Source organism: Chryseobacterium sp. GVT01B, from assembly GCF_019970045.1.
Lineage (GTDB): Bacteria > Bacteroidota > Bacteroidia > Flavobacteriales > Weeksellaceae > Chryseobacterium.
In genome coordinates this window covers 90,521-112,380 of the sequence record NZ_JAHXYI010000009.1, presented here as the reverse complement: position 1 = coordinate 112,380, position 21,860 = coordinate 90,521, and the positions used below count along the sequence as shown (strand labels likewise).

Sequence of the window (21,860 nt, the reverse complement as noted above, 5' to 3'; positions counted from 1 at the left end):
TACATAGAAATAAAGCAATTTTCCCTAGTTAGATAAAGAATAGTGGTTAAAGTTATATTAAACTTTAACATTAAACTGTTAAGGACTGTTAGAAATCTGCAATTCCCTTAAAAAAGAGTGTATATAAGTAAAGAAGCCGGAAGAAAGAATACTGAATTTTCAGCGGTGCCTTCTTGCGGCTTCTTTTTTATCTATGTTTTACAAGCAGCCAGCTCGAGTATTTTACAGTGAGGGATGAACCGTATTCTGTCCAGGTGATGAAATACCAGTAGGTTGCTGTAGGTACGTATCTTCCACCTATTCTTCCGTCCCAGGTATATCTGTTTTCCGGAGTTCCTCTGAATACTTCTGCGCCATATCGGTCAAAGACCCTGAATACAAGATTATCATTGGCCATTAAAGCAGAATAATCTATTCCTTCGTTATAGCCATCTCCATTCGGAGTAATCGTGTTGATCAGGTTAATAATGGCAAATGGTTTTTTGACTTCTTCACACATTTTAGAGTCCCTTACAAATACATTGTGTGCACCTCTTGGTACGTTGTAGAAAATATTGGAACTCTGCCACACCACACCATCCAAAGAATATTCATAAGGAGGTGTACCACCACTTACTCCGACTTTTACCGTTGTTCCATCAATTTCAATAGATGTAATCATAGGAAGTGGCAGTTCGGTAACATTTACATACTGTTTGTAAACACAGCCATTGAAAGTGAGTTCTACCCAATAACTTCCAGGAGCTACATTGGTGATGGAAGGAGTGGTAGCTCCGGTGCTCCACAAATACCTTTCAAAACCGGGTCCTGCATCCAGTGTGGTAGTTGTTTTAGGGCAAATAGCTTTATCTTGTAATACATCCGATTTTTTAGGAATTTTAATGTTGATTTTAAGAGTGCCTACTTCCGGGCATACTCCATTTTTTTCGAAACGGATATAATATGTTTGGGATGTTGTAATATTAACCGGTGATGAAACAATATTTACATTATTCTGAGCATCCGCTAAGGTTGCATGAAAAGTGAAAGTAACATTGGGATCTAATGTAAACTGAGGAATAAACTGAGCTAAGTTCACGCTTTTTATTCCGTCCAGATCATCATCACAAACACTTTCCGTAACGGTTTTGGTAATCAATGTTATTTTAGCCCCGATACTGAACTGTAAAGGCTTGATCACAGAGGCACAGCCGTCAGGAGAATCTACTCTGATGTAAATTGTAGTTGTTGCTGTATAGCTCCAGCTGTTAGGAAGAGTATTGTTGTTTCCTGCATTAGCATCTGCCAGATTTGCATAATATCTTACATTGGTAAAATAATTAGGATTATTAAGGACAATAGGAGTGATATTGGAAAGGATGAGAGTAACTGTTCCATCCAGATTATCATCACAGAAAATACCATTGTAGTTATCCAGAACGATCGCTTTATTGAAAAGAGATAAAGTAATCTGTGCAATACTTTTACATCCGATATTGTTTTTGACAACAGCGTATATGATAGTTGCATTGGGTGCTGTATATGATGTTGTATTGGTGATCAGTGCTGCGGCATTTTCATTCTGAGCATCTGTAAGAGTAGGGTAATAAGTGATGGTAACAGGGGAGTTGTTGGTGATATTGGCGGTTGTCAAATTGAATGTTCCCTGTCCGTTTATATCACAGGCAGATAACGTGGTATTCATTACCGTAAGAGCCTGAATGTTGATGGTAACTGTTATCGTTTCACAATCCGGGAAATCCGGATCATTTCCGCAGAATGTATAAGTGAATGTATCTGTTCCTGAGGTACCGGGAGTATTTACAGTATAAGTAATGATTCCTGTAACAGGATTTATCACTGCAGTACCCAAAGAAGGTGCTGTTGTAATTGCTACTGTACCGGGAACAGGAGTTTGTGATGAGCTGCTGAAAGCAGGTGTTATGGTCTGTGAAGTACAAACATTGTAAGAAGCATTGGTAAGTTTTGTACAATTCAGAACTTTAAACTTTTCAGTAACTAAAGGTGCGCAGCTTCCCATTGTTACAGAACATGTATAATATCCGGGTAGTGTAGGGGTTATCGAAGAGGCCGTAGCTCCCGGAACAAGCGTTCCGTTTCTGTACCATTGATAAGAGTCATATATCAGTGGATCCACAGTAAGAACAATACCAGGAATACAGCCGACACCTGATTGTAAAATAACAGGCTGCGTAGGAAAACCAGCGAAAAAACCTCCGTATCCTACGGCATCACTTCCGGCAGTGATGCCAGCCATAATAGCCTTATTTGAAACCACTGTAATAGTACCCGTCACATTGGGAATTCCATATGTAACCCAGTTAGTGGTTCCTGTCATATTGTAAGGACCTGTTATTGCAGGTGGATTAGCTCCGTTTACTGTAATAATAGCTCCTCTTTCAGTTATAAGATTTAGTTTTGTCGGGATGTTCAGAATACCTCCGGGATTACCATTGGAATGAACAAAGTTTTCATTGATAAGTCCCAATTCATTAATCTGTTTGGGTAAGTAACAGTTCAAAGCTGGAATGAAATTGAATCCTCCAGTAGCCGTTTCATTCCCCGAATTTGAATCTCCGGCTAAAATCTGGTAGACATAAGCATTTTTTGATGTTTTTAAATATAAATTATAATGTCCGTTTCCCTGAAGGATATATTTTGAATCAGGAATAACGAAATATTTCCCGGCATTAATGGTCGCTACAGGAGGTATTTCATTATTAACAAAGATCTGAGTGTTGTCTTCAGTGGCAATAACAACAGCACCTTCCATATTGGCACCTATCGGTCCGTTACCTTTTACTAGGGCAAATTCATTTCCAAGTCTATTGACAGGAACTGCCTGGTCCATTAAAATATCAGAACTGGAAGGGAAATTTCCTGCGTACTGTCCGTTAAAATTTCCATTAGTGACATTGATGGGCTTGTCTGAAATAATTTTGGAGCCGATGAAACCATCAGAGTTTCCTGCTATATCCCCGATTCCGTCAATGATATAAGACTGTCCTTTATTTAAAGTGAAAGTCATTGTCGGATTGGTTGCTCCGGTAGTTCCGTTAGAAAATTGAACCGTAGGGGTGTATCCGGAGATGGTTACGGTTGTGTTATCTTCAGTTGCCAGTACACTGGTCATGAAGTTCAGAATATTGTTGCTCACAGTGATAGGAGCGGAGGCTGCATAAAACGATTTTCCCGTGGAAGGAATTCCTTTGGAAGTAATGATTTCCGCATGATTGAATACCGAAAACCTTAAATTGGCATAAAAAGGGAATTCTGCTTTAAGATATAATCCTTTGGTTGTAGGGGTAAATAAATCCGTCTGTTGTGTGGTAATTATATAATTCCTTAATACATCAAATTTTTGTGGATTATTTTTACTGATATTCACTGTTCCGATCAGAACATTATTGTTGTAAATATTTACAGGAAAAGGAGTTGTTCTGCTGGTGGATAAATACAGTTTCTGATAAGGATTGGGTGCACCAGTCCTGTCTACCATCGGAGCAAACCAATGCTCTCGGTCCAATTGGGCAAAAGCAGAGGTGAAAATATAAAATATAAATAAAAAAGATAGAATTTTCTTCATTCAGTAGTAGTATTTATCACAAATTTAACAATAAAAAGTATTAAATGCTTGAAAATGTAATAAAAAACCACGATTTCGTTATCGTGGTTTTGAAAATTTTACTTATCCATTATTATTCTCTGTTTTTTACCAGGATCCAGCCTGTGAATTTCACTATGGTCTGCTTATTATTAGGCTCATTCCATGAAATCTGATACCAATATGTTGCGGTAGGAGCTCTCTTTCCTCCATCAAATGTTCCGTTCCATTTGTATCCGTTCGTCTTATCTGCTTGAAAGATCTTATTTCCATAGCGGTCAAAAATATTAATTACCAGATTATTTTTCACTGCCAGTGAAGAGTAATCTATAACATCATTAATCCCGTCTTCGTTAGGAGTAATCACATTGATCAGATTAGGAATGGTAATATCTACTTTTACAGGGTCACAATTATTATCATCCTTTACATATACACTTGCATTTCCTCTTGCAACATTGGTGAATACATTAGAATCCTGCCAGTTAATATTGTCAATAGAATATTTATAGGGAGGTGTACCTCCGGTCACATTTAATGTAATGGTATTATTTGAGATATCAATATTTGAAATAACCGGATTTTCTGAAGAATAAACTTTCACTGTTTGTGTGACAGTACACTCTCCGGTTTTAAGTTTAACCCAATAAGTTCCCACTCCAACATCTTTAATGGTCTGAGTTGTAGCTCCAGTGCTCCATTCATAGCTTTTAAAACCCGGACCTGCATCAAGAGTGGTTTTACTTTCCATACAGATGGTTTTATCTGAGAGAATATCAGACTTTACGGGAGGCATTACAATCAGAGTTATTATTGCAATATTATAACAGCTATTTCCGTTAATAACCTTTACATAAACGACTCCATTGGGAGCAATGTAATTGACCGGCGTTAAAATTTCATTGGTTCCTGCATGAGCATCTGCAAGGGAAGGATAATACTTTTTAGTGATGTTTGTAGCTGTTGTTACATTCGCATTGGTAAGATTAAATAATCCTGTTGCAATATTGGATTCAAGGAAGCAGGTTCTTATGGAGGTATCATTTACTTTAGGCTTTTCAGATACTGTTATATTCAAAGTTACTTTTTCACAATCTGTAAAATCAGGATTATTTCCGCAAAATTGATAAACAATAGTTTCTGGTCCCTGATAATTAGAGTTGGGGGAATAGCTTATAAATCCGGTAGTTGGGTCAATTGTTGCTGTACCATTCGTAGGAGGGGTAATGATTTTTACTGTTGCCGGAACTACGGTTTGTGTAGAATTGGTAAACGTAGGAATAATCTGTTTCACTCCATCACACATAGTTTCATTTACTGTTGTGTTAGTAAGACAGGTGTATACTTTGTATACCGGAGTTTCAACAGGAGGGCATGATCCTATAGTAATTCTTACTGAATAATTTCCTGATTGGGTGGGAGTGTAGGTATTGGTATTGGCTCCGGGAACAGGAACGTTTTCTTTATACCATTGATAAGTATCAAAACTGTCATCTACTTCTAGTATGATTCCGGGAATACAATCACCTGTCTGCTTGGCAATAACGGGAATGGAAGAAAAGCCGGCAAAATATCCGCCATATCCTACAGCACCGCTTCCGCCGGCAATTCCTGCGGTTACTGCTTTATTGGAAGTCACTGTTACATTTCCTGTAATATTAGGAATCGAATAAGAAACCCAGTTACTGGTTCCGCTTACCGGATAGGGACCCTGGGCAGCAGCTGGGGGATTCCCGTTAACCATAATAGTAGCCCCGGTTTCTGTTAGAATATTTAGTTTCACAGTATTGGTAGAAGGAGGAAGGATATTAATCATTCCGATTTCATCAATTTTTCTGGGTAAGAAACAATTGAGGGGAGGAATATAATTGAATCCGCCTGTGGCAGCCTGAATATCATTGGCAACACCTGCCAGCAGCTGATATACATAAACATTTTTAGTCGTTCTGATGTACATATTATAATGGTTGTTACCCTGGTTAATGTAGTTTGTATTTGATACCTCATTAACTCTGTAACTTTGTCCCTCATCAAGGGTTACTGCAGGAGTGGTGGCATTGTTGATAAATACCTGTGTGTTATCTTCTGTTGCGATGATCAGCGCATCCTCCATTCGTTCACTAATATTGGCATTTCCTTTTACTAGCACGAATTCATTGCCTAGTCTATCCACCGGAACAGATTGATCCATAATAATATCCGTTCCGAAACCCAAAAAAGAATTGGGAGTAAGAGTAAATTGTCCGTTGAAATTACCATTGGTAACAGAAACCGGTTTGTCTGCGGTAATTTTTGCACCGATAAAACCTTTACGGTTCTGAGCTAAAGTCCCATCACCTTCTATGATGTATGATTGTCCCTTATTAAGAGTAAAAGTCATGGTAGGATTTGTGGTACCTGTCATATTATTAGCAAATATTACATTGGGCGAATATCCGGAGACTGTAATAGTGGTATTGTCTTCTGTAGCTAGTATTCCTGTAGTGAAATTTATACCATTAGGGTTCGCATCTGTTATAGGAGCCGTTGCAACATAGAAGATTTTTCCTATTCCTGCCTTACCCTTAGATGTTAATATTTCTGCATGATTTACCGACGAAAATCTAAACGTTACGAAATAAGGTTTGGTTCCTTTTGTATACAATCCCATTTTGACAGGTTTAAATAAATCTGCCTCAGAAGTCGTCATCATGTTTTGAAAAGGAACATTAAATACCTGTGGATTACCCTTGCTGACTGTGACTGTTCCTATTAAGGTATTGTTGCTATAGATCTCTATGGGAAAAGGAGTCACAGAATCTGTTGAAAAATATAATCCCTGCTGTTCTGTTGCATTTGTATTTCTTTTCATCATTGGGGCAAACCAGTGATCTGTATCTCTTTGAGCATAGGCTGTATTCAGGGTGAGTATGGTGAGTAGGAAAATAAACGTTTTTTGGTGGAGTGCAGCCATTGTCTGCAGTTTTTTAAATAATAATGTTTTTAACATATTTTCAGTGTTTTTTTTATAAATAATTTTCTTTCGTGGGCAGATAAAATTGCAGTAAGTAACGGAGGGAGCTTAATTAAGTCAATATGTGTGTTTTTTAGTGATTGGTTTATTGCAAATATATTATAATAAATACTTGATTTATAGTAATTGTTTAATTAATTGTTTATTTTATTGCATACAGGTTTGTTATATGTGATTTTGATTGAAAAATTAATTATAAAAACTCAATTGGTTGTATATTTTTCATCAATTTCTTTATCTCTTCATTGAAAATGCTGAAGAGATGATTTGTTATAGTCTGATAGCGAAATCTTTATAACATTCAGTAGAAGATCATTACTGTAGATGCAATGGGCATTATTAATAAAAAAGCCACGATTATGAAATCGTGGCTTACCAATATGGTTTTAACTAATTATTACTCTCTGTTTTTAACAAGAATCCAACCTGTGTATTTTATTGGAGTCTTTTCTTTGTTGGATTCATTCCAGTTGATATGATACCAGTATGTTCCTGTTCCAAGTTTCTTATCAAAGTGTTTTCCATCCCATCTGTAGTTGTTGAATTTATTTCCGGTAAATACCATATTTCCATATCTGTCATATACTACAAAACTTAGGTTTTCTTTGTAAGCAAGTTCGCTGTAATCTATGTAATCATTTACGTTATCTCCATTAGGTGTAATGGCATTCAATAGATTAGGGATTGTAATTTCTACGGAAGTAGGAGTACAGTTGTAGAAATCTTTTACATAGAATGTATGTTGTCCTCTGCTTAAACCTGTGAAGACATTCGAATCCTGCCAGTTGGCAGTTCCGTCAACCGCATATTTGAAAGGTGCTTTACCCCCGCTTACAATTACTGTTGCTGTATTGTTGTTGATCTCAATTGTTTGGATTACCGGATCTTCAACTTTTTTAACTTTTACTGTCTGAGTAAGGAAACATCCGTTCTTTCCAAGTATTACAGTATATTCTCCAACACCTATATCTCTGATACCTGAAGTGGTAGCACCTGTGCTCCATTGGTAAGAGTCATATCCTGAACCTGCGTCAAGATTGGTTTTAGCATCCATACAGATATACTGATCTACCAATATCGGAGATTTTTTGATTGGAAGTACAATCAATTCAATTTTTGCATTTGCCGTACATCCTTCAGCAGTAGTTACTTTCACGTATACAAATCCTCCTGTTGAAGGGAAGTTATCTGGCGTAGTGATTTCGTTGATACCTGCAGTAAGGTCATTCAGTGTACGGTAGTATTTTTTAGTAACGGCATTATAATCTGTTACCTTAGCTTTTGTAAGATCAAAGTAAGCATAAGGATCTACATCATACCAACATGCCTTAATAGAAGTATCCGTTACAATGAATGGTACTACAGTAAGGTTTAGGGTTACCTGCTCACAATCTGTAAACTCAACTGAGTTTCCACAGAATTTATAAACTATTTTATCGGGTCCTAAATATCCAGGATTTGGAGTATAAGTGATTGTTCCGTTTGGATTAACCACTGCTGTTCCTTTTGTAGGGGGAGTTAAAATTACTACTGTAGTTGGTACCACTGTCTGTGTAGACGAAGTAAACGTAGGGGTAATAATTTTAGTAGAACAAGCATTAAGGGCTTGAGTTGTTTCTTTTAAACAAGTTTGTACTTTATAGATAGGAGTTGTCACAGGAGGACATGTTCCCATCGTTACTTTTACAGTATAGTTTCCTGATTGTGTAGGAGTATATGTATAAGAAGTAGCACCCGGTATTACAACTCCGTCGCGGTACCATTGGTATGTTTCATATCCGTCATCCAGTTCAAGAATGATTCCCGGTACACATTCTCCTGTTTTTTTCGCAATTACAGGGATTGACGAGAACCCTGCAAAGTAACCTCCGTATCCTGCAGAACTGAATCCTCCGTTGATACCAGCTGTTACAGCCTTTGTAGAAGTAATTTTAATATTTCCGCTTACTCCGGTGATTCCATATGTTACCCAGTTCGTATTTCCCGTTACTGGATATGGTCCGTCTGTCGCTGCAACTGGGGTATCATTTACCATTACAGTCGCTCCTGTTTCTGTTAAAATATTTAATTTAACCACAAGGTCGCCAGGTGTTGTACTGGCTCCTCCTGATCCAAGAGGCATTTCGTTAATCTTCCCGATTTCATCAATTTTCCTTGGAAGGAAACAGTTTAATGGTGGGATATAGTTGAATCCATTGGTTGCATCACTTGATAATATTCCAATAAATTGATATAAGTATACATTTTTAGTAGTTGAAATGAACATGTTTGAATGTCCTGAAGTGCCTTGAGCCACATAGCTGGTTTCATTAATTCTATACCATTCTCCTGCTGCAAGTGTAGCAACGGAAGTTCCTCCTCCATTTAAAAACACTTCAGTATTATCTTCAGTAGCAACAATAAGCCCGCCCTCCATATTTAAATTTGGAGCAGTAGATCTTGTTTTTACCATTGCAAAGGTATTTCCAAGTCTGTCAACCGGTACAGATTGATCCAAAACCGGGTCACTTCCCGTTGTACTGGCGGAAAAGTTAGCATTACAGCTTCCATTGGTAAGAGTTACTGGCTTATCAGAAACTATTTTTGCACCAATAAAACCCGTCTTGTTTCCAGACTGGGATCCCGATCCTGCAAGAATGAAAGACTGTCCTTTCTGTAATGTAAAAGTTTGAGTATTTCCGGTAGGGCTTCCATTGATGAAAACTACTCCGGCAGTAGGGTTCCATGATACTGTTACATTGGTATTATCTTCAGTGGCAAGCACCCCTGCTGTAAAGTTCTGAATACTGCTGGTATTGGTATTGGGAGCGGCAGCAACGAAAAATGTTTTTCCAATTCCTGCTCTTCCTTTACTGGTGATTACTTCCCCGTGAACACTTTGGGCAAGTCTTAAACTGCAGTAAAAAGGTTTTGCTGCTTTTAAATAAAGTCCTTTATTACCCACATTGAATGCTTCAGTAGTGGTGCCTGTAGAAATAAGGTTGTTGGCAACCTTGTAGGTTTGTGGGCTACCTTTACTGATGGTAACTGTAGTAACTACAGCATTGTTATTGTAAATGGTTACATCAAAAGGAGTGGTTGAATCAGTGGAAAGGTATATCATATTGTTATATCCTCCGACACTGTCAAAGTAAGGAGCAATCCAGTGCTCACTATCCCTTTGTGCAAAGAGTGTATTAATTGTAAAAAAAATTAATACCAGACTGAGTAGAAATCTTTTCATGTGTATGGAATTAGGATTTCTACAAAATTAAAATAAAAAATGAAATACTTTTAATAAAATGTAAATAAATGTTAAAAAAATATTATCGATTTCTAAATAAAAGCTATCCTGAGTGTCAAACTGGTAATTGGGCTTCTGATCACACTATCAGATAATATGTTGATATATCCCTTTTGTAAGACTTATTTGTAAGACTTATTTTGGTTGATTTTCCAAGTCATAAAAAATCTATGAGAGAATGCTTTTGCCTGCCATTAATTTTAATAGTAATATTCTGTATGATTGAGAGTACAGAAGTATAAAAAAATCCCGGTGAAATTCACCGGGATTCAATATTTTTTTTGAAGATGAGCTTATAGGCTTACTCTTACAAATCCTGTTACTTTTAGATCTGCATTTACAGATTTTACATAGTCAGCAACTGAGATACTTCCGTCTTTAATGAAGTCCTGGTGTACCAAAGTGTTGTCTTTGTAGAATCTCTGCATTTTACCTTTAAGGATATTATCAATAATGTTTGCAGGCTTACCTTCTTCAGTAAGTTTGTGTCTTTCGATCTCTAATTCTTTATCAATAGTCTCTTGAGAAACTCTTGTTTCGTCCAAAGCGATTGGGTTCATAGCAGCAACCTGCATAGAAACAGCTTTAGCAGCTTCGTCAGCTCCGTCTACTTTAGCAGAAAGAGAAGAGATTGCAGCGATCTTGTTTCCAGCGTGGATGTAAGCTCCTAAGAAATCTCCCTGGATTCTTTCGAAAGATCCGATTTCGATTTTCTCACCGATAACTCCTGTTTGCTCTACTAATTTCTCAGCAACAGTCATTCCGTGGAAATCAGTAGCTAAAAGTTCTTCTTTAGTAGCAGCGAAGATAGCCATTTCAGCTAATTCGTAAGCTAGCTCGATGAAAGCTTCATTTTTAGCAACGAAGTCAGTTTCACAGTTTAGAGAGATTACTACACCTAAAGTGTTGTCTTCGTTTACTCTTGCGATTACTGCACCTTCAGCAGATTCTCTGTCAGCTCTGTTAGCAGCAACTTTTTGTCCTTTTTTTCTAAGGATATCTACCGCTTTTTCGAAGTCTCCTTCAGCTTCAACTAGAGCTTTTTTGCAGTCCATCATACCTGCACCTGTTTGGTTTCTCAATTTTGCTACGTCTGCAGCAGCTGGTGTATAAGACATAATATCTATTATTTTTTTTATTTAAGATTAGTATTAATTTTTAGCTTAAATTTAGAGCAGTGCAAAGATAATGATTTTAATGATAAACTAAAAAATGACTTTTCACGTTATTAATATATTTAATACTATTTTAAAGATTTGATTAATGAAAAAAATCTTATTCCTTCTATTTATATGCATTTTCTCACTTGGTTTTTCCCAAAAAAAGAAGAAAACAAAATCTAAAGCTGTTGTTGAAAAAGAAACTGTAATTATCTATACAGAGCAGGAAGCTGAGATTTCAAAAGAAGCCAGAGTCATTGCAGGCTTTTTGAAACAGAATCCGGGACATGCTAAAACAGATTATTTTAAAAGAAAACTGATTGATATTATCATGGCAGGTAATTCTCCTGAAGCAAAACCTACGATCAGGCCGATCAGTAAAGATAAAATTGAAAATATCGTTAAGAATAATGAGTTAAACAGCGGTAAAACAATTGCTGCAAATAAAACGTATACGGCGAACGGAAAGCCTGTTTCCAATAACACAGCAGCTGCTATTGAAGCCTTAAAAGAAGAAAGGAGAACAACCACTTTTGCATCGGTAGGTTCTGCAGGTTCAGCAAAAAGTGCCGGTACTTCTAAAGCAGGGCCAAGTGAAGAAAATAAAAGAACAGCAGCAATGCTTACACACCTTTTTAATAATGATATTAACAAAAATGAAGCATATATCAATATTAAAAACAGATCTTCCTGTAATCTTATTGTTAAGATAAGTGGTAAAAAATATTATAATCTGAGTGTCCCTGCAAAAGGAGAAAACTTTATTCTGGTAGATAAAGGAGAGTATATAATGACAACGATGGTATGTGATGCAAAATATTCTGCCCCGAAGAAGATTACACAGGATATTGAAATTGCACTGAATGTTGCCGAATAAAACAGATAGAAGAAAGCTAAAGAAAAAAGGTTAAGAAGAAATTCTTAACCTTTTTATTTTTTTATCCTTTAAACTGACCCATCGCAATGAATTTATCCTGTCTCTGGGTTTCAAGCTCCTGTCCTGTAAATTTGGAGAAAGCTTTGATATTCTGTAAGATTGAATTTTTCAGGTTTAAATAAGTTGTCTCCTGATCATACTGAGCCCCACCAAGTGGTTCTTCAATGATTCCGTCGATGAACTTTTCTCTTAAAGCATCTGCTGGAGTAAGGTTCAATGCATTGGCTGCATCTTCCTTGTGATCCCAGTTTCTCCATAAGATAGAAGAACAGCTTTCCGGTGCAATTACAGTATACCATGTATTTTCCAACATATATACTTTATTTCCAACACCTATTCCTAATGCGCCACCACTGGCACCTTCTCCGATGATGTAAGTGAAGATAGGCGTTTTCAGCTGCACCATTTCAAAAATATTTCTTGCAATAGCTTCTCCCTGTCCTCTTTCTTCAGCTTCCAATCCTGGATAAGCTCCCGGTGTATCTACTAAAGTTACCACAGGAATATTGAATTTTTCAGCAAGCTTCATTAGTCTTAAAGCTTTTCTGTATCCCTCAGGATTTGGCATTCCAAATCTTCTGTATTGTCTTTCTTTAGTTGTTCTTCCTTTTTGAGTACCTATGATCATTACTTTTTGACCATCAAGGGTAATCAATCCTCCAATCATTGCCGGATCATCAGCGAAATTTCTGTCTCCATGAAGTTCTAAGAAACTGCCTTTGTCTGCCATCCCATTGATATAATCCAATGTATAAGGACGATCCGGGTGACGGGACAGTTGTACTCTTTGCCAAGGTGTAAGATTTCCATAGATTTCTTTTTTCTTTTCTAAAATCTTATCCTCAATCTGGCTGCATGCTAATTTTACATCAACACCACTTTCTTCTCCTACTAAAGAACACGTCTGGTATTGATCCATCAATTCTTTGATAGGAAGTTCGAAACTTAAATATTCCATTTCTTGAAGTAAATTAAATCTTTCAAATGTATGAAAAATTATGGTTATTCTATTTAAAATTATTTATTGCATTGTTTATTCTGGAGGTACTTTCCTCTTTACCAAGGGTTTCCAGAATGTCCGGAACGTCTGGTCCTTTCAATTCTCCTACTAAAGATAAACGTAACGGCATCATTACTTTACCCATACCCAGCCCTTTGCTTTCCGCAAAATCATGCATGGTCTTCTTTAATGTCTCTGCAGTAAAGTCTGTAGAACCAAAAGCAGTGGCCAATTCTGCTAAAATTGCAGATGTTTCATCGTTCCATGCTTTTTTCGAAGCTTTTTCATCATAAGAAGTTGGAGCTTCAAAGAAGAATTTTCCGTTTTCATAAATATCTTTCGGGAAAGTTGCTCTTTCTTTCATCAGGTGAATTACCTTCAACAGTTTTTCATCAGAAGCACCTGCAAAATCAATAGCTGTGTTTTTCAATATCTGAAGAAGTTCTTCGTCAGACTTCATCTGAATATACTGATGGTTGAACCACTCTGATTTTTCTTTACTGAATCTTGCCCCCGCTTTATGTACTTTATGAAGGTCAAATTCCTTGATCATTTCTTCTAAAGGAAGGATTTCTTTATCGTCTGCCGGAGACCAGCCTAATAATGCAACCATGTTGATGAAAGCATCAGGAAGATAACCGTTTTCTCTGTATCCTTTGGAAACTATACCCGTTGCCGGATCTTTGAAATCAAGCGGGAATACCGGAAATCCGAATTTATCCCCATCTCTTTTACTTAGTTTTCCTTTTCCTTCAGGTTTTAAAATTAAAGAAAGGTGTGCAAATTGTGGTGCTTCCCACTGCATTGCTTCATATAATAGAGTGTGAAGTCCTAAAGATGGCAGCCATTCTTCTCCACGGATTACGTGAGAAATTTCCATTTCGTGGTCATCAATGATGTTGGCGAAATGATAAGTTGGCATTCCGTCATTCTTTACCAGAACTTTATCATCTAAAGTATTGGTATTTACAGAGAATTTTCCACGGATGATATCTTCCAGATTCAATACTCTGTCAACAGGCATTTTGAATCTTACTACATAAGGTGTTTTGTTAAGCAACAAAGCTTCAACTTCATCCTCAGAAAGAGTCAGGCTGTTTCTAAGACCGTTTCTGGTTTTGTTATCGTATGAGAAAACATCACCTTTAGCTTCGTACTGTGCACGAATGGCATCCAATTCTTCAGCTGTATCAAAAGCGATGTAAGCATAATCTGTTTTTAGGATCTGCTCTGTATATCGGTCATAGATGTCTCTTCTTTCAGATTGTCTGTAAGGAGCAAACTTTCCTCCTTTCTTAGGACTTTCATCCGGGATGATTCCGCACCATTCCAAAGCTTCTTCAATATATTCTTCAGCACCTTCTACATATCTGGCAGTATCTGTATCTTCTATTCTCAATACAAATTCTCCCCCTTGATTTTTAGCAAAAAGATAATCATATAATGCGGTTCTTACGCCTCCCAAATGTAATGGCCCTGTAGGACTTGGAGCAAAACGTACTCTTACTTTCTCCATTTCAATTTTAATTTTTGCAAATTTACTTAAAATTATGCGTTTTTAAGAATGATTAATTCTGAGTTGTATTCTCAATATCTTAACCAATATGTTTTTATACGGTTTAAGGATAGAAAAAGGTGATCTCATGTGGAGATCACCTTTTGTATTTTGTTAAATTTTTCTGAAGACTCTATATAATTTCAGATTAATATGTAATAAAAATTGGCTGATGTTCAGTGTAATTACTGATATCGGATACGTGTCTTACATTTCCTAAATCGAATCTATATCTATTAAGTATTGGCATCGTAGGAATGTGTCGAATAATATTGCCTTCTCTAAAATATACCTTACCTGTAGGGACATGGTTGATTAATTCATTATCCGGACCGATCGGCTCTCCCATAGTTGCATTAGCGTTTGTAAGAAGAGATTGGGAGTTAGCCGGAAATATTTCAATCTCGCTCCTTTTAAACAAACCTTCTAAAGTTTGTAAGGACATAACATGTCTAAGCTTACCTTCAAATTTTATGTAAACTTTTCCGTTATCATAATTTTTTATAAATGCCCCATCTTGTCTGGGATCATCATTTGGCCCCAAAGAAGCCCTAGATACAAGCTGTTCCTTTTGTGAATTTTTTAAATCGCTCTGATTTAAATCATTGGTGATATCATTTTCACTAGAACAAGAGAATAGACCTAAAACTGATAGGCCCAATAAAGAGCTTAAAATTATTTTTCGCATGGTTATTAATTATTTTCAGGCTAAATTATATAAAGATCACAGGTTGGGGATTTTTACATGTATGACTTTTATCATTATTTTGCACTTATTATTGCAATTCCCTAGTAAGCAACCTAATACTATTCTTATTTACAGATATTAGAATGGAAAAGATCTCTATTACACAAAAAGTAAAGCAAAATGTCCAAGATATGTATATGAAAATATTGAGTTTATACTTATTAAGTAAAGAAGTATTTCATACTGATAAAAGAAACGTCTCATCTGGGGCAGTTTTTCCTGTATAAACTATGGATTAAGATGATAAATGGAAGTGATTTTTGTTGTCTGTATGAATATTTCCGGTAGTCTTATCATTAAAAATGTATTTTTGTAGCTTATAAATTTAGATGATCAATGAAAAAAGCAATCTGCCTTTTTATCGTAGGAGAGAAGTACTGGAAAATGTATAATAAAAACAGAGCTGGATTTGAAAGCTATGCTAAAAAGTGTGGTGCAGATTTAAAGATCATTGATAAACCTATGGATGATAGTTTTCATCGTCCGCTTCTTTCTCAGAAGCTTTTGATTCCTTCAGAAACAAAGGAGTATGATATGGTTCTTTTTTTAGACCTTGATATCATTATTTCGGATAAAGCACCTTCTGTTTTTGATTATCTTCCGGAAGATAAATATTTCGGGGCTATCCTTGATCCGAGAGGTACTGAAGAATTTAACAAAACCTGGGGGCATATTCCGAGAATACTGGAAGAGACCAGCGAGATGTATTTTACTGACCGTCATTTTGAAGCGAATCCTTTACTGCAGGGAAGTATCAATGGTGGTGTATTTATTTTCAGACCGGAAAAAGTAGCTGATATCTTTAAAGAATATTATTTTTCAGCACATAATCAAGGTGAACTGAATAGTTTTGAAGAAACACCATTCGCTTATTTTTCCCAGATTAATAATTGGTTTGAAGCCTTACCACCCGCTTTCAATGTTCAGATTTTATACAAAATAAAAGGAACGGAAAAAGGAAAAGAGGTAGAACATGGTGAGAAAAAACTTCCGCAGTTTTTCAGGAAATATTATTACAAAAAATCAGGATACTGTTTTTATCCCACAAAGAAGTATAAGAATTACGTACAACAAGTCATTGCTGAAAATTATTTTACTCATTTTTCCGGCAATTATCCTATAATCTACAATTAAATTATGAGCCTACTTTCACGAATTTCCAGCAAATTTATAACAGTTTCTTATGGTATTACGGTCAATGATGAAGCAAACGAACTGAAAAATTTATTGGATGTCCTTCTTCCTTTGATTGACAAGAATGATGAGGTCATTGTTCTTCAGGATATTACCAATAAAAATAAAGAGGTGACAGAATTGCTGGGTAACTATGATAATATTATAAAACTTGAAGCAAAACTGGAAGGAGACTTTGCTACTTTTAAAAACAGATTAATAGAAAAGGCAACCTGTCAATACCTATTTCAGATTGATGCAGATGAATATCCTACTGAACATTTCATCAAAACATTGAAACCTTACCTTAAAAAAGAAAAAAGTGTCGAAATATTTTACGTTCCCAGAATTAATATCGTAGAAGGAATTACAGAAGAATATGTGCAGCAAATGGGCTGGAATATGAATAATGAAGGTTACATTAATTTTCCTGATTACCAGGCAAGGATTATTAAGAATAATAAAAAAATCTTCTGGAAAAACAAAGTACATGAAGTACTCTATGGAAATAAAAATTTTACAGAAATTCCCAAAAAATATGAGCTATCATTGATTCATAAGAAGAATTTTGAAAAACAGCAAAAGCAGAATAATTTTTATGAAACTTTGGAAGATTAATCAGATTGAATTTATTACACAACTAAAATGGCAGATTTAGGAATTAACGTTTTTGGATTTATTAATGGCGAATTTGGTATTGCGGAAGCAACAAGGCTTAATTGTAAAGCAATGCAGAGTGCAGATATTCCCATTAATTTGATGAATTATGATGTGAGAACCAATCATGAAGCTAATGATCAGACCTTTACCAAGTTTTCTGATAAAGCAGATCATCCTATCAATTTGGTTCAGGTTTCAGCATCTGTTTCGGAAATGTCGAACTTCTTTGAATATTTTGATTATTCTCTTTTTGAAAGAAAATACAATATTCTGTATATGGCCTGGGAATCAGAAACTATTCCGGAAGATTATCTTTTGAATATTAATCTTTTCGATGAGGTATGGACTCCTTCAGAATATTGCAAAAAATGTATTGAAAAATATATCGCTTCTCCGGTAAAAGTGATTCCTCATCCCATTGATATTAATCTGAAACCGACGGAAGATGTTGATGCATTGAATTTTTATAACACCGACTTCTTTAATTTTTTATTCATATTCGATTATAATAGCTCTATCCAAAGGAAAAATGTACTCAATCTTATTAAGGTGTTCAGAGAGACTTTTGATGGAAAAGAAAACAATGCTTTTTTAACCATTAAAACCTCTAAATCTGATAAGTTTTCTTTGGAAAAACAACAGATAAAAGATGCCATCGGAGACTCTGTGAAGATCAAAGTGGTAGAAAAGATTTTTGATAAAAATGCTCTGAACTATGTGATCAGTACCTGTGATAGCTATATTTCTCTTCACAGATCTGAAGGTTTCGGACTCACTATGGCAGAGGCTATGTATTTTGGAAAACCTGTTATTGCTACAGGATATTCCGGAAATTTACAATTTATGAACGCTGAAAACAGCTTTTTAGTGAATGCTGAGAAAGTATCTTACGGTTCAGATGATCTTAATTATGATTCCAATACCATCTGGTCTGAGCCTTCCCTGGAAGAAGCTTCAAAATATCTAAAAAAAATATATCAGGGTGGAGATGATGTAAAAGCCGCATCAGATAATGCACGTAAAACAATTACCAATGACTTTTCACTCGAAGGAGTAGGGAAATTGATTAGAAAAAGATCCGAAGAACTGATTTCTGAAGGTAAGATTCAACAAAGCAGATCGGCATTAATAAAATTATATGCAGACAGTATATTTTTGAAAAAAGATCTGAGAATTTATAAAAAGAGTAAACCTATTCAGTGGATATATGATATCAAAATGTATTTCAGAAATAGGAAAGGGAAAAAATAGTTTCCAGTAAAATTGAAGAGCGGTAGATTCAAATGAAACCACCGCTCTCTTTATTTTTTGCCTTTTATTTTCTTCAAAAAGATATTTACTTTTTTCCTGATTTTATTGTACAATGTTTTTTCCAGGTAATTTACTCTGCCACTCAATCTGTCTATTTCAGCAAGATAAAAAACGTTCCCGACACTATTTTCTGAAGTATTTTCTTTTTTATCCATCTGGTCAATAAAAGAAAGTCTTAGCTTAAGCAGTTTTCCTATAGCTTCAAGAGAAAAGTGATCTCTGATCTGAGCCTCTGCACTCTGCTTAATAGAAGTTAAGGACTTGAAATTATTTTTTATATACTGAAGCTTTTGGGTAGCATCCTCCAAATTTGGCCTTGCTAAAGTAAGTCCTTCAGCAATCAATCCTTTTGTGTTTGAAGTTTTAATAAAATCATATTGAACAAGAAAACTGTTGTTCACATTCATAAAGTCCAGATTTCCGGAATATCCGGTTCCTACAACAATTTTTCCGTACGACATAGCCTCTGCCATAGTGAGTCCGAAGCCTTCAGAACCATGTAAAGAAATAAGAACATCAGATTTCTGAATCAATGAATGAAGTTTTTCTTTTGAGAAATGCTCATTAATAATGATAATATTTGAAATGCCGGCGTATTTTTCCAATACTGTCTGTGCATCTTTACTCCTGTCAAGATTATGCGTTTTTACAATGAGAACACTTTCCGGATCATTTTTGAAAACATTCATAAAGGCCTCAATTGTAGCTTCAGGATTTTTTCTGATGGTAGTACTTAACGAATCAAAAATTGTAATATATACATTGGTTCCGGGCTTAATATTATATTCTTCAAAATTAAATTCATCAGAAGGAGGCAGCTTCTGAATCGGGTGGGAGAATCTCATCACGGGAATCCCAGTATATTTTGTAAAAATATTGACACAGAAATCACTAGGAACCCATAATTCATCAAAAATATTCAGAAACTCAACTGTTTTATCTGAAACTTCGGGAAATTCCCAGGCCCAATAAACAATGTTGTAATGACCTGCAAGATTGATATTTTGGTTTTTTGAAAAAAATTCGTGGGTCACATTACTGTTAATGTGAAAAATATTAATTAATGCATTGGGCTGTGCGTCACTTTTAGACTTTTCAAGAGTGTCACTTGAGTAGCTGATGCGGTTTACTGTAATGCCCTGGCTTTCCATAGCAGCAGCATTAAGCCTTGTTGCCTCTGCTATCCCAAAATTTCCCTCAAAAAAACCGTGATAGTTTACGCTTAATGACATATATTATAGTGTTTTAAGTTTTTCTTTTACTTCTTCTGGTGAAAATGCTCTCAGGCTGTCCACAGAATTTTGGCTTAATGTGTTCCAAAGCTCTTCATTAGTATTTAGCTGAATGATGGCTTCTGCAAAACTATTTTCATCATTGGCAATCAACACATTCTTTTTATCTGTAAGCTTCATTCCTTCAGCGCCGATCTCTGTAGTGACCACCGGGAAAAAATATTCAAAGGCCTGCCCGATTTTTCCTTTTACCCCAGCTCCGAACCGTAAAGGAGCCACCATGATTTTAGAATTCATGAAATGCTCTTCAATACTTTCTACAAATCCTAAAAATTTAAACTTAGGATATAGTTTAAGATCCAGTTTTTCAGAAACATTCCCAATGATGCTTACTTCCAGCTCAGGATTGGTTTTCCAGACAATGGGCATTATTTTTTCATAAAGGAATTTTACCGCATCAATATTCGGTTCATGGATAGATCCAATAAAGGTAATTCCTTTACTTTCACTAAAGTTCTTCCTTTCCGAAATATCAATCTTAGGATAGTGAATATTCGATATGGTAATGATCTTGTTTTTATCTGCGTACTGGCTCATGATTTCTTTCTCTTTATCGGAGATGGCAATAATGTAGTCCAGCTGTGGGGCAACAACTGTTTCCAAACGGAAGAAGTGTTTATAATTTTTCTTTAAAGAAATGCGGGTAGGTTCCAGTTCAATTGCTCTTTTAAACCTTAAAAAATGAATATCTACCATATCATAAATGAATCGGGTAGAAGGCAGGATAGCTTTCATCTTTTTGTAAAACAGATTCAGGGCAAGAGGTCCATTAAACCAAACGTAATCTATCTTTTTGAAAGCAGACAGGAAATCATAGATATTCTTATATTTATTGTTCTCTACATACACCATAACTTGGTGATGCTGATAAAATTTCACATAAGAATCGTCTTCAAAAATATGAGGAGCAAATAAAATGCAGTTGTAACCTAATTCTTTGTAGATTAATATAAGTTCTTTCAGTCTGTTAGCCCCGGATTCTTTATCATGGGCAGGGAAATCTCTTGAAGCAAACAGGATTGTTTTTTGGGAATCGTCATACAGATTGATATTGACTATATCCTTAGACTGAAGATATTTAAGCTTTTCTTTTCTTTCGAAGTGTTTTTTTATTTTTTTTAAGATTCCCATTTGCTAGCTTTTAGTATCAAGTTCAAAAACTTTATTTACCCAACTATCCAAAGTATATCTGTAGTAGATTTCCTCAGGAATTTTTTCGTAAGGTGTTTCAAAAAAAGATTTGTCAAGATTACTAATATTTTTGTTTAAAATCAAAATATTATTGGGGTTGTAAAAATCATAGGTTTTAATGGCTTCATTATCAGTAATGATTTTCTTCTCCAGAGACATCGCTTCAAAAACTCTGAAACTAAGCCCATATTGACCTTCACGCATCAGGTCAAGCAATACTTTTGAATTTTTATAATATTTAGGAAGATCATTATGAGGGATCTTTTTGATGCTGAAAATCAGAAATAGGTTTTTAGGTACTGTCATGAAAATATTCGTCAGCTGATGTTTCCATGATTTTTTTCCGATGATCATAATCTGAAACTTCAGACCTTGTTCAATCAGCTTTTTAGCCAGTAATTTTATCAGTGAAACCCTTCTGTTATCATAAGAAGTGATATAGAAAAGATCCATTTCAGGCTGCTGAATTTCTTTTGCGCAGTGCGGCAGATAGATATAATTCGTCAGCTTTTCAAAACCATGCTTTTTAACATCTATATAATCAAAGGAAAATACTTTGTCAAAAAGGTACAGCTTATCTTCTACAGGTACTCTTTCAAGGTTGTCATAAAGATAAGTAACCAGACGGTCTGTATATTTTCGGATTTTTTTAAGCGTTGAAAGATCAAATGTATCAGGGTTCATCACCAGTATCTGATCTTGATGTCCTAATTTTTCCAGGGCATCCAGAACATATTTCTGTCTTTTCTCAGTCTTAAGATTTTTGTTTAAAAAGGTTTTGCTTAAAGCATTTACAGCTCTTTCATTGAAATTGGAATGAGTAACTGAGCTGATCTTTATATGATGGGCATCAATACCCCGTTTGCATAATGCTTCAACAATATACTTATCATAATCCCAAAAATCATAACTAATGATACAAATCTTCATTCA

Annotated in this window: 14 protein-coding genes; 4 read left to right on the top strand and 10 right to left on the bottom strand. The window is 35.5% G+C overall.

The features are described 5' to 3' along the window. Positions 1-187: 187 nt before the first annotated feature. From LC457_RS20715 to tsf, 4 genes are all read right to left on the bottom strand, one after another. A complete protein-coding gene (locus LC457_RS20715) occupies positions 188-3,586 on the bottom strand; it encodes a T9SS type B sorting domain-containing protein (protein ID WP_223601535.1) in 3,399 nt (1,132 codons plus the stop codon). 112 nt (positions 3,587-3,698) lie between these two features. After that, positions 3,699-6,593, bottom strand: a complete 2,895-nt coding sequence (locus LC457_RS20710; protein WP_223601534.1) for a T9SS type B sorting domain-containing protein — start codon at positions 6,591-6,593, stop codon at positions 3,699-3,701. A 421-nt stretch (positions 6,594-7,014) separates the two neighbouring features. After that, positions 7,015-9,840, bottom strand: a complete 2,826-nt coding sequence (locus tag LC457_RS20705; protein WP_223601533.1) for a gliding motility-associated C-terminal domain-containing protein — start codon at positions 9,838-9,840, stop codon at positions 7,015-7,017. A gap of 353 nt (positions 9,841-10,193) precedes the next feature. Continuing rightward, on the bottom strand, positions 10,194-11,018 hold the full coding sequence (tsf, locus tag LC457_RS20700) for a translation elongation factor Ts (protein WP_047385945.1): 825 nt from the start codon (positions 11,016-11,018) through the stop codon (positions 10,194-10,196). Between the two features lie 145 nt (positions 11,019-11,163). Here tsf and LC457_RS20695 point away from each other — a divergent pair, with 145 nt between their 5' ends. Continuing rightward, positions 11,164-11,937, top strand: coding sequence for a DUF6759 domain-containing protein (locus tag LC457_RS20695; RefSeq protein ID WP_223601532.1), 774 nt, complete (start codon positions 11,164-11,166; stop codon positions 11,935-11,937). A 61-nt stretch (positions 11,938-11,998) separates the two neighbouring features. Here the strand turns inward: LC457_RS20695 and LC457_RS20690 are convergent, their stop codons facing one another. From LC457_RS20690 to LC457_RS20680, 3 genes are all read right to left on the bottom strand, one after another. Further along, the gene (locus LC457_RS20690; RefSeq protein WP_047385949.1) at positions 11,999-12,955 is read right to left on the bottom strand and encodes an acetyl-CoA carboxylase carboxyltransferase subunit alpha; all 957 of its coding nucleotides are present in this window, start codon (positions 12,953-12,955) and stop codon (positions 11,999-12,001) included. Positions 12,956-13,004: 49 nt separating this feature from the next. Continuing rightward, positions 13,005-14,513, bottom strand: a complete 1,509-nt coding sequence (gene gltX / locus LC457_RS20685; RefSeq protein WP_223601531.1) for a glutamate--tRNA ligase — start codon at positions 14,511-14,513, stop codon at positions 13,005-13,007. A gap of 187 nt (positions 14,514-14,700) precedes the next feature. Further along, entirely contained in the window at positions 14,701-15,240 is a 540-nt protein-coding gene (locus tag LC457_RS20680) for a hypothetical protein (RefSeq protein WP_047373568.1), read from the bottom strand. Positions 15,241-15,636: 396 nt separating this feature from the next. Here LC457_RS20680 and LC457_RS20675 point away from each other — a divergent pair, with 396 nt between their 5' ends. From LC457_RS20675 to LC457_RS20665, 3 genes are read left to right on the top strand one after another with little or no spacing between them, the layout of a single operon-like run. Further along, positions 15,637-16,434 carry a hypothetical protein gene (locus LC457_RS20675; protein ID WP_223601530.1) on the top strand — a complete coding sequence of 266 codons (798 nt, stop codon included), beginning with the start codon at positions 15,637-15,639 and terminating at the stop codon, positions 16,432-16,434. 3 nt (positions 16,435-16,437) lie between these two features. Further along, positions 16,438-17,091: a glycosyltransferase gene (locus LC457_RS20670; protein WP_223601529.1), complete on the top strand. Its 654-nt coding sequence runs from the start codon at positions 16,438-16,440 to the stop codon at positions 17,089-17,091. Positions 17,092-17,118: 27 nt separating this feature from the next. Further along, entirely contained in the window at positions 17,119-18,384 is a 1,266-nt protein-coding gene (locus LC457_RS20665; protein ID WP_223601528.1) for a glycosyltransferase, read from the top strand. 50 nt (positions 18,385-18,434) lie between these two features. Here the strand turns inward: LC457_RS20665 and LC457_RS20660 are convergent, their stop codons facing one another. Genes LC457_RS20660 through LC457_RS20650 form a run of 3 tightly spaced genes read right to left on the bottom strand, consistent with a single transcriptional unit; the run spans position 18,435 to position 21,857 of the window. Continuing rightward, a complete protein-coding gene (locus LC457_RS20660) occupies positions 18,435-19,676 on the bottom strand; it encodes a glycosyltransferase (protein ID WP_223601527.1) in 1,242 nt (413 codons plus the stop codon). Positions 19,677-19,679: 3 nt separating this feature from the next. Then, a complete protein-coding gene (locus LC457_RS20655) occupies positions 19,680-20,867 on the bottom strand; it encodes a glycosyltransferase family 4 protein (protein WP_223601526.1) in 1,188 nt (395 codons plus the stop codon). Positions 20,868-20,870: 3 nt separating this feature from the next. Next, positions 20,871-21,857 (bottom strand): hypothetical protein, encoded by a 987-nt coding sequence (locus tag LC457_RS20650; protein ID WP_223601525.1) that lies wholly within the window; start codon positions 21,855-21,857, stop codon positions 20,871-20,873. Positions 21,858-21,860 lie beyond the last annotated feature (3 nt).

Bases quoted from the DNA above. Each gene is read 5' to 3' on its own strand.
- LC457_RS20660 (WP_223601527.1), bottom strand. From the start codon at position 19,676: ATGTCATTAAGCGTAAACTATCACGGTTTTTTTGAGGGAAATTTTGGG.
- tsf (WP_047385945.1), bottom strand. From the start codon at position 11,018: ATGTCTTATACACCAGCTGCTGCAGACGTAGCAAAATTGAGAAACCAA.
- LC457_RS20710 (WP_223601534.1), bottom strand. From the start codon at position 6,593: ATGTTAAAAACATTATTATTTAAAAAACTGCAGACAATGGCTGCACTC.
- LC457_RS20655 (WP_223601526.1), bottom strand. From the start codon at position 20,867: ATGGGAATCTTAAAAAAAATAAAAAAACACTTCGAAAGAAAAGAAAAG.
- LC457_RS20705 (WP_223601533.1), bottom strand. From the start codon at position 9,840: ATGAAAAGATTTCTACTCAGTCTGGTATTAATTTTTTTTACAATTAAT.
- LC457_RS20690 (WP_047385949.1), bottom strand. From the start codon at position 12,955: ATGGAATATTTAAGTTTCGAACTTCCTATCAAAGAATTGATGGATCAA.
- LC457_RS20675 (WP_223601530.1), top strand. From the start codon at position 15,637: ATGAAAAAAGCAATCTGCCTTTTTATCGTAGGAGAGAAGTACTGGAAA.
- LC457_RS20650 (WP_223601525.1), bottom strand. From the start codon at position 21,857: ATGAAGATTTGTATCATTAGTTATGATTTTTGGGATTATGATAAGTAT.
- LC457_RS20695 (WP_223601532.1), top strand. From the start codon at position 11,164: ATGAAAAAAATCTTATTCCTTCTATTTATATGCATTTTCTCACTTGGT.
- LC457_RS20670 (WP_223601529.1), top strand. From the start codon at position 16,438: ATGAGCCTACTTTCACGAATTTCCAGCAAATTTATAACAGTTTCTTAT.
- LC457_RS20665 (WP_223601528.1), top strand. From the start codon at position 17,119: ATGGCAGATTTAGGAATTAACGTTTTTGGATTTATTAATGGCGAATTT.
- LC457_RS20680 (WP_047373568.1), bottom strand. From the start codon at position 15,240: ATGCGAAAAATAATTTTAAGCTCTTTATTGGGCCTATCAGTTTTAGGT.
- LC457_RS20715 (WP_223601535.1), bottom strand. From the start codon at position 3,586: ATGAAGAAAATTCTATCTTTTTTATTTATATTTTATATTTTCACCTCT.
- gltX (WP_223601531.1), bottom strand. From the start codon at position 14,513: ATGGAGAAAGTAAGAGTACGTTTTGCTCCAAGTCCTACAGGGCCATTA.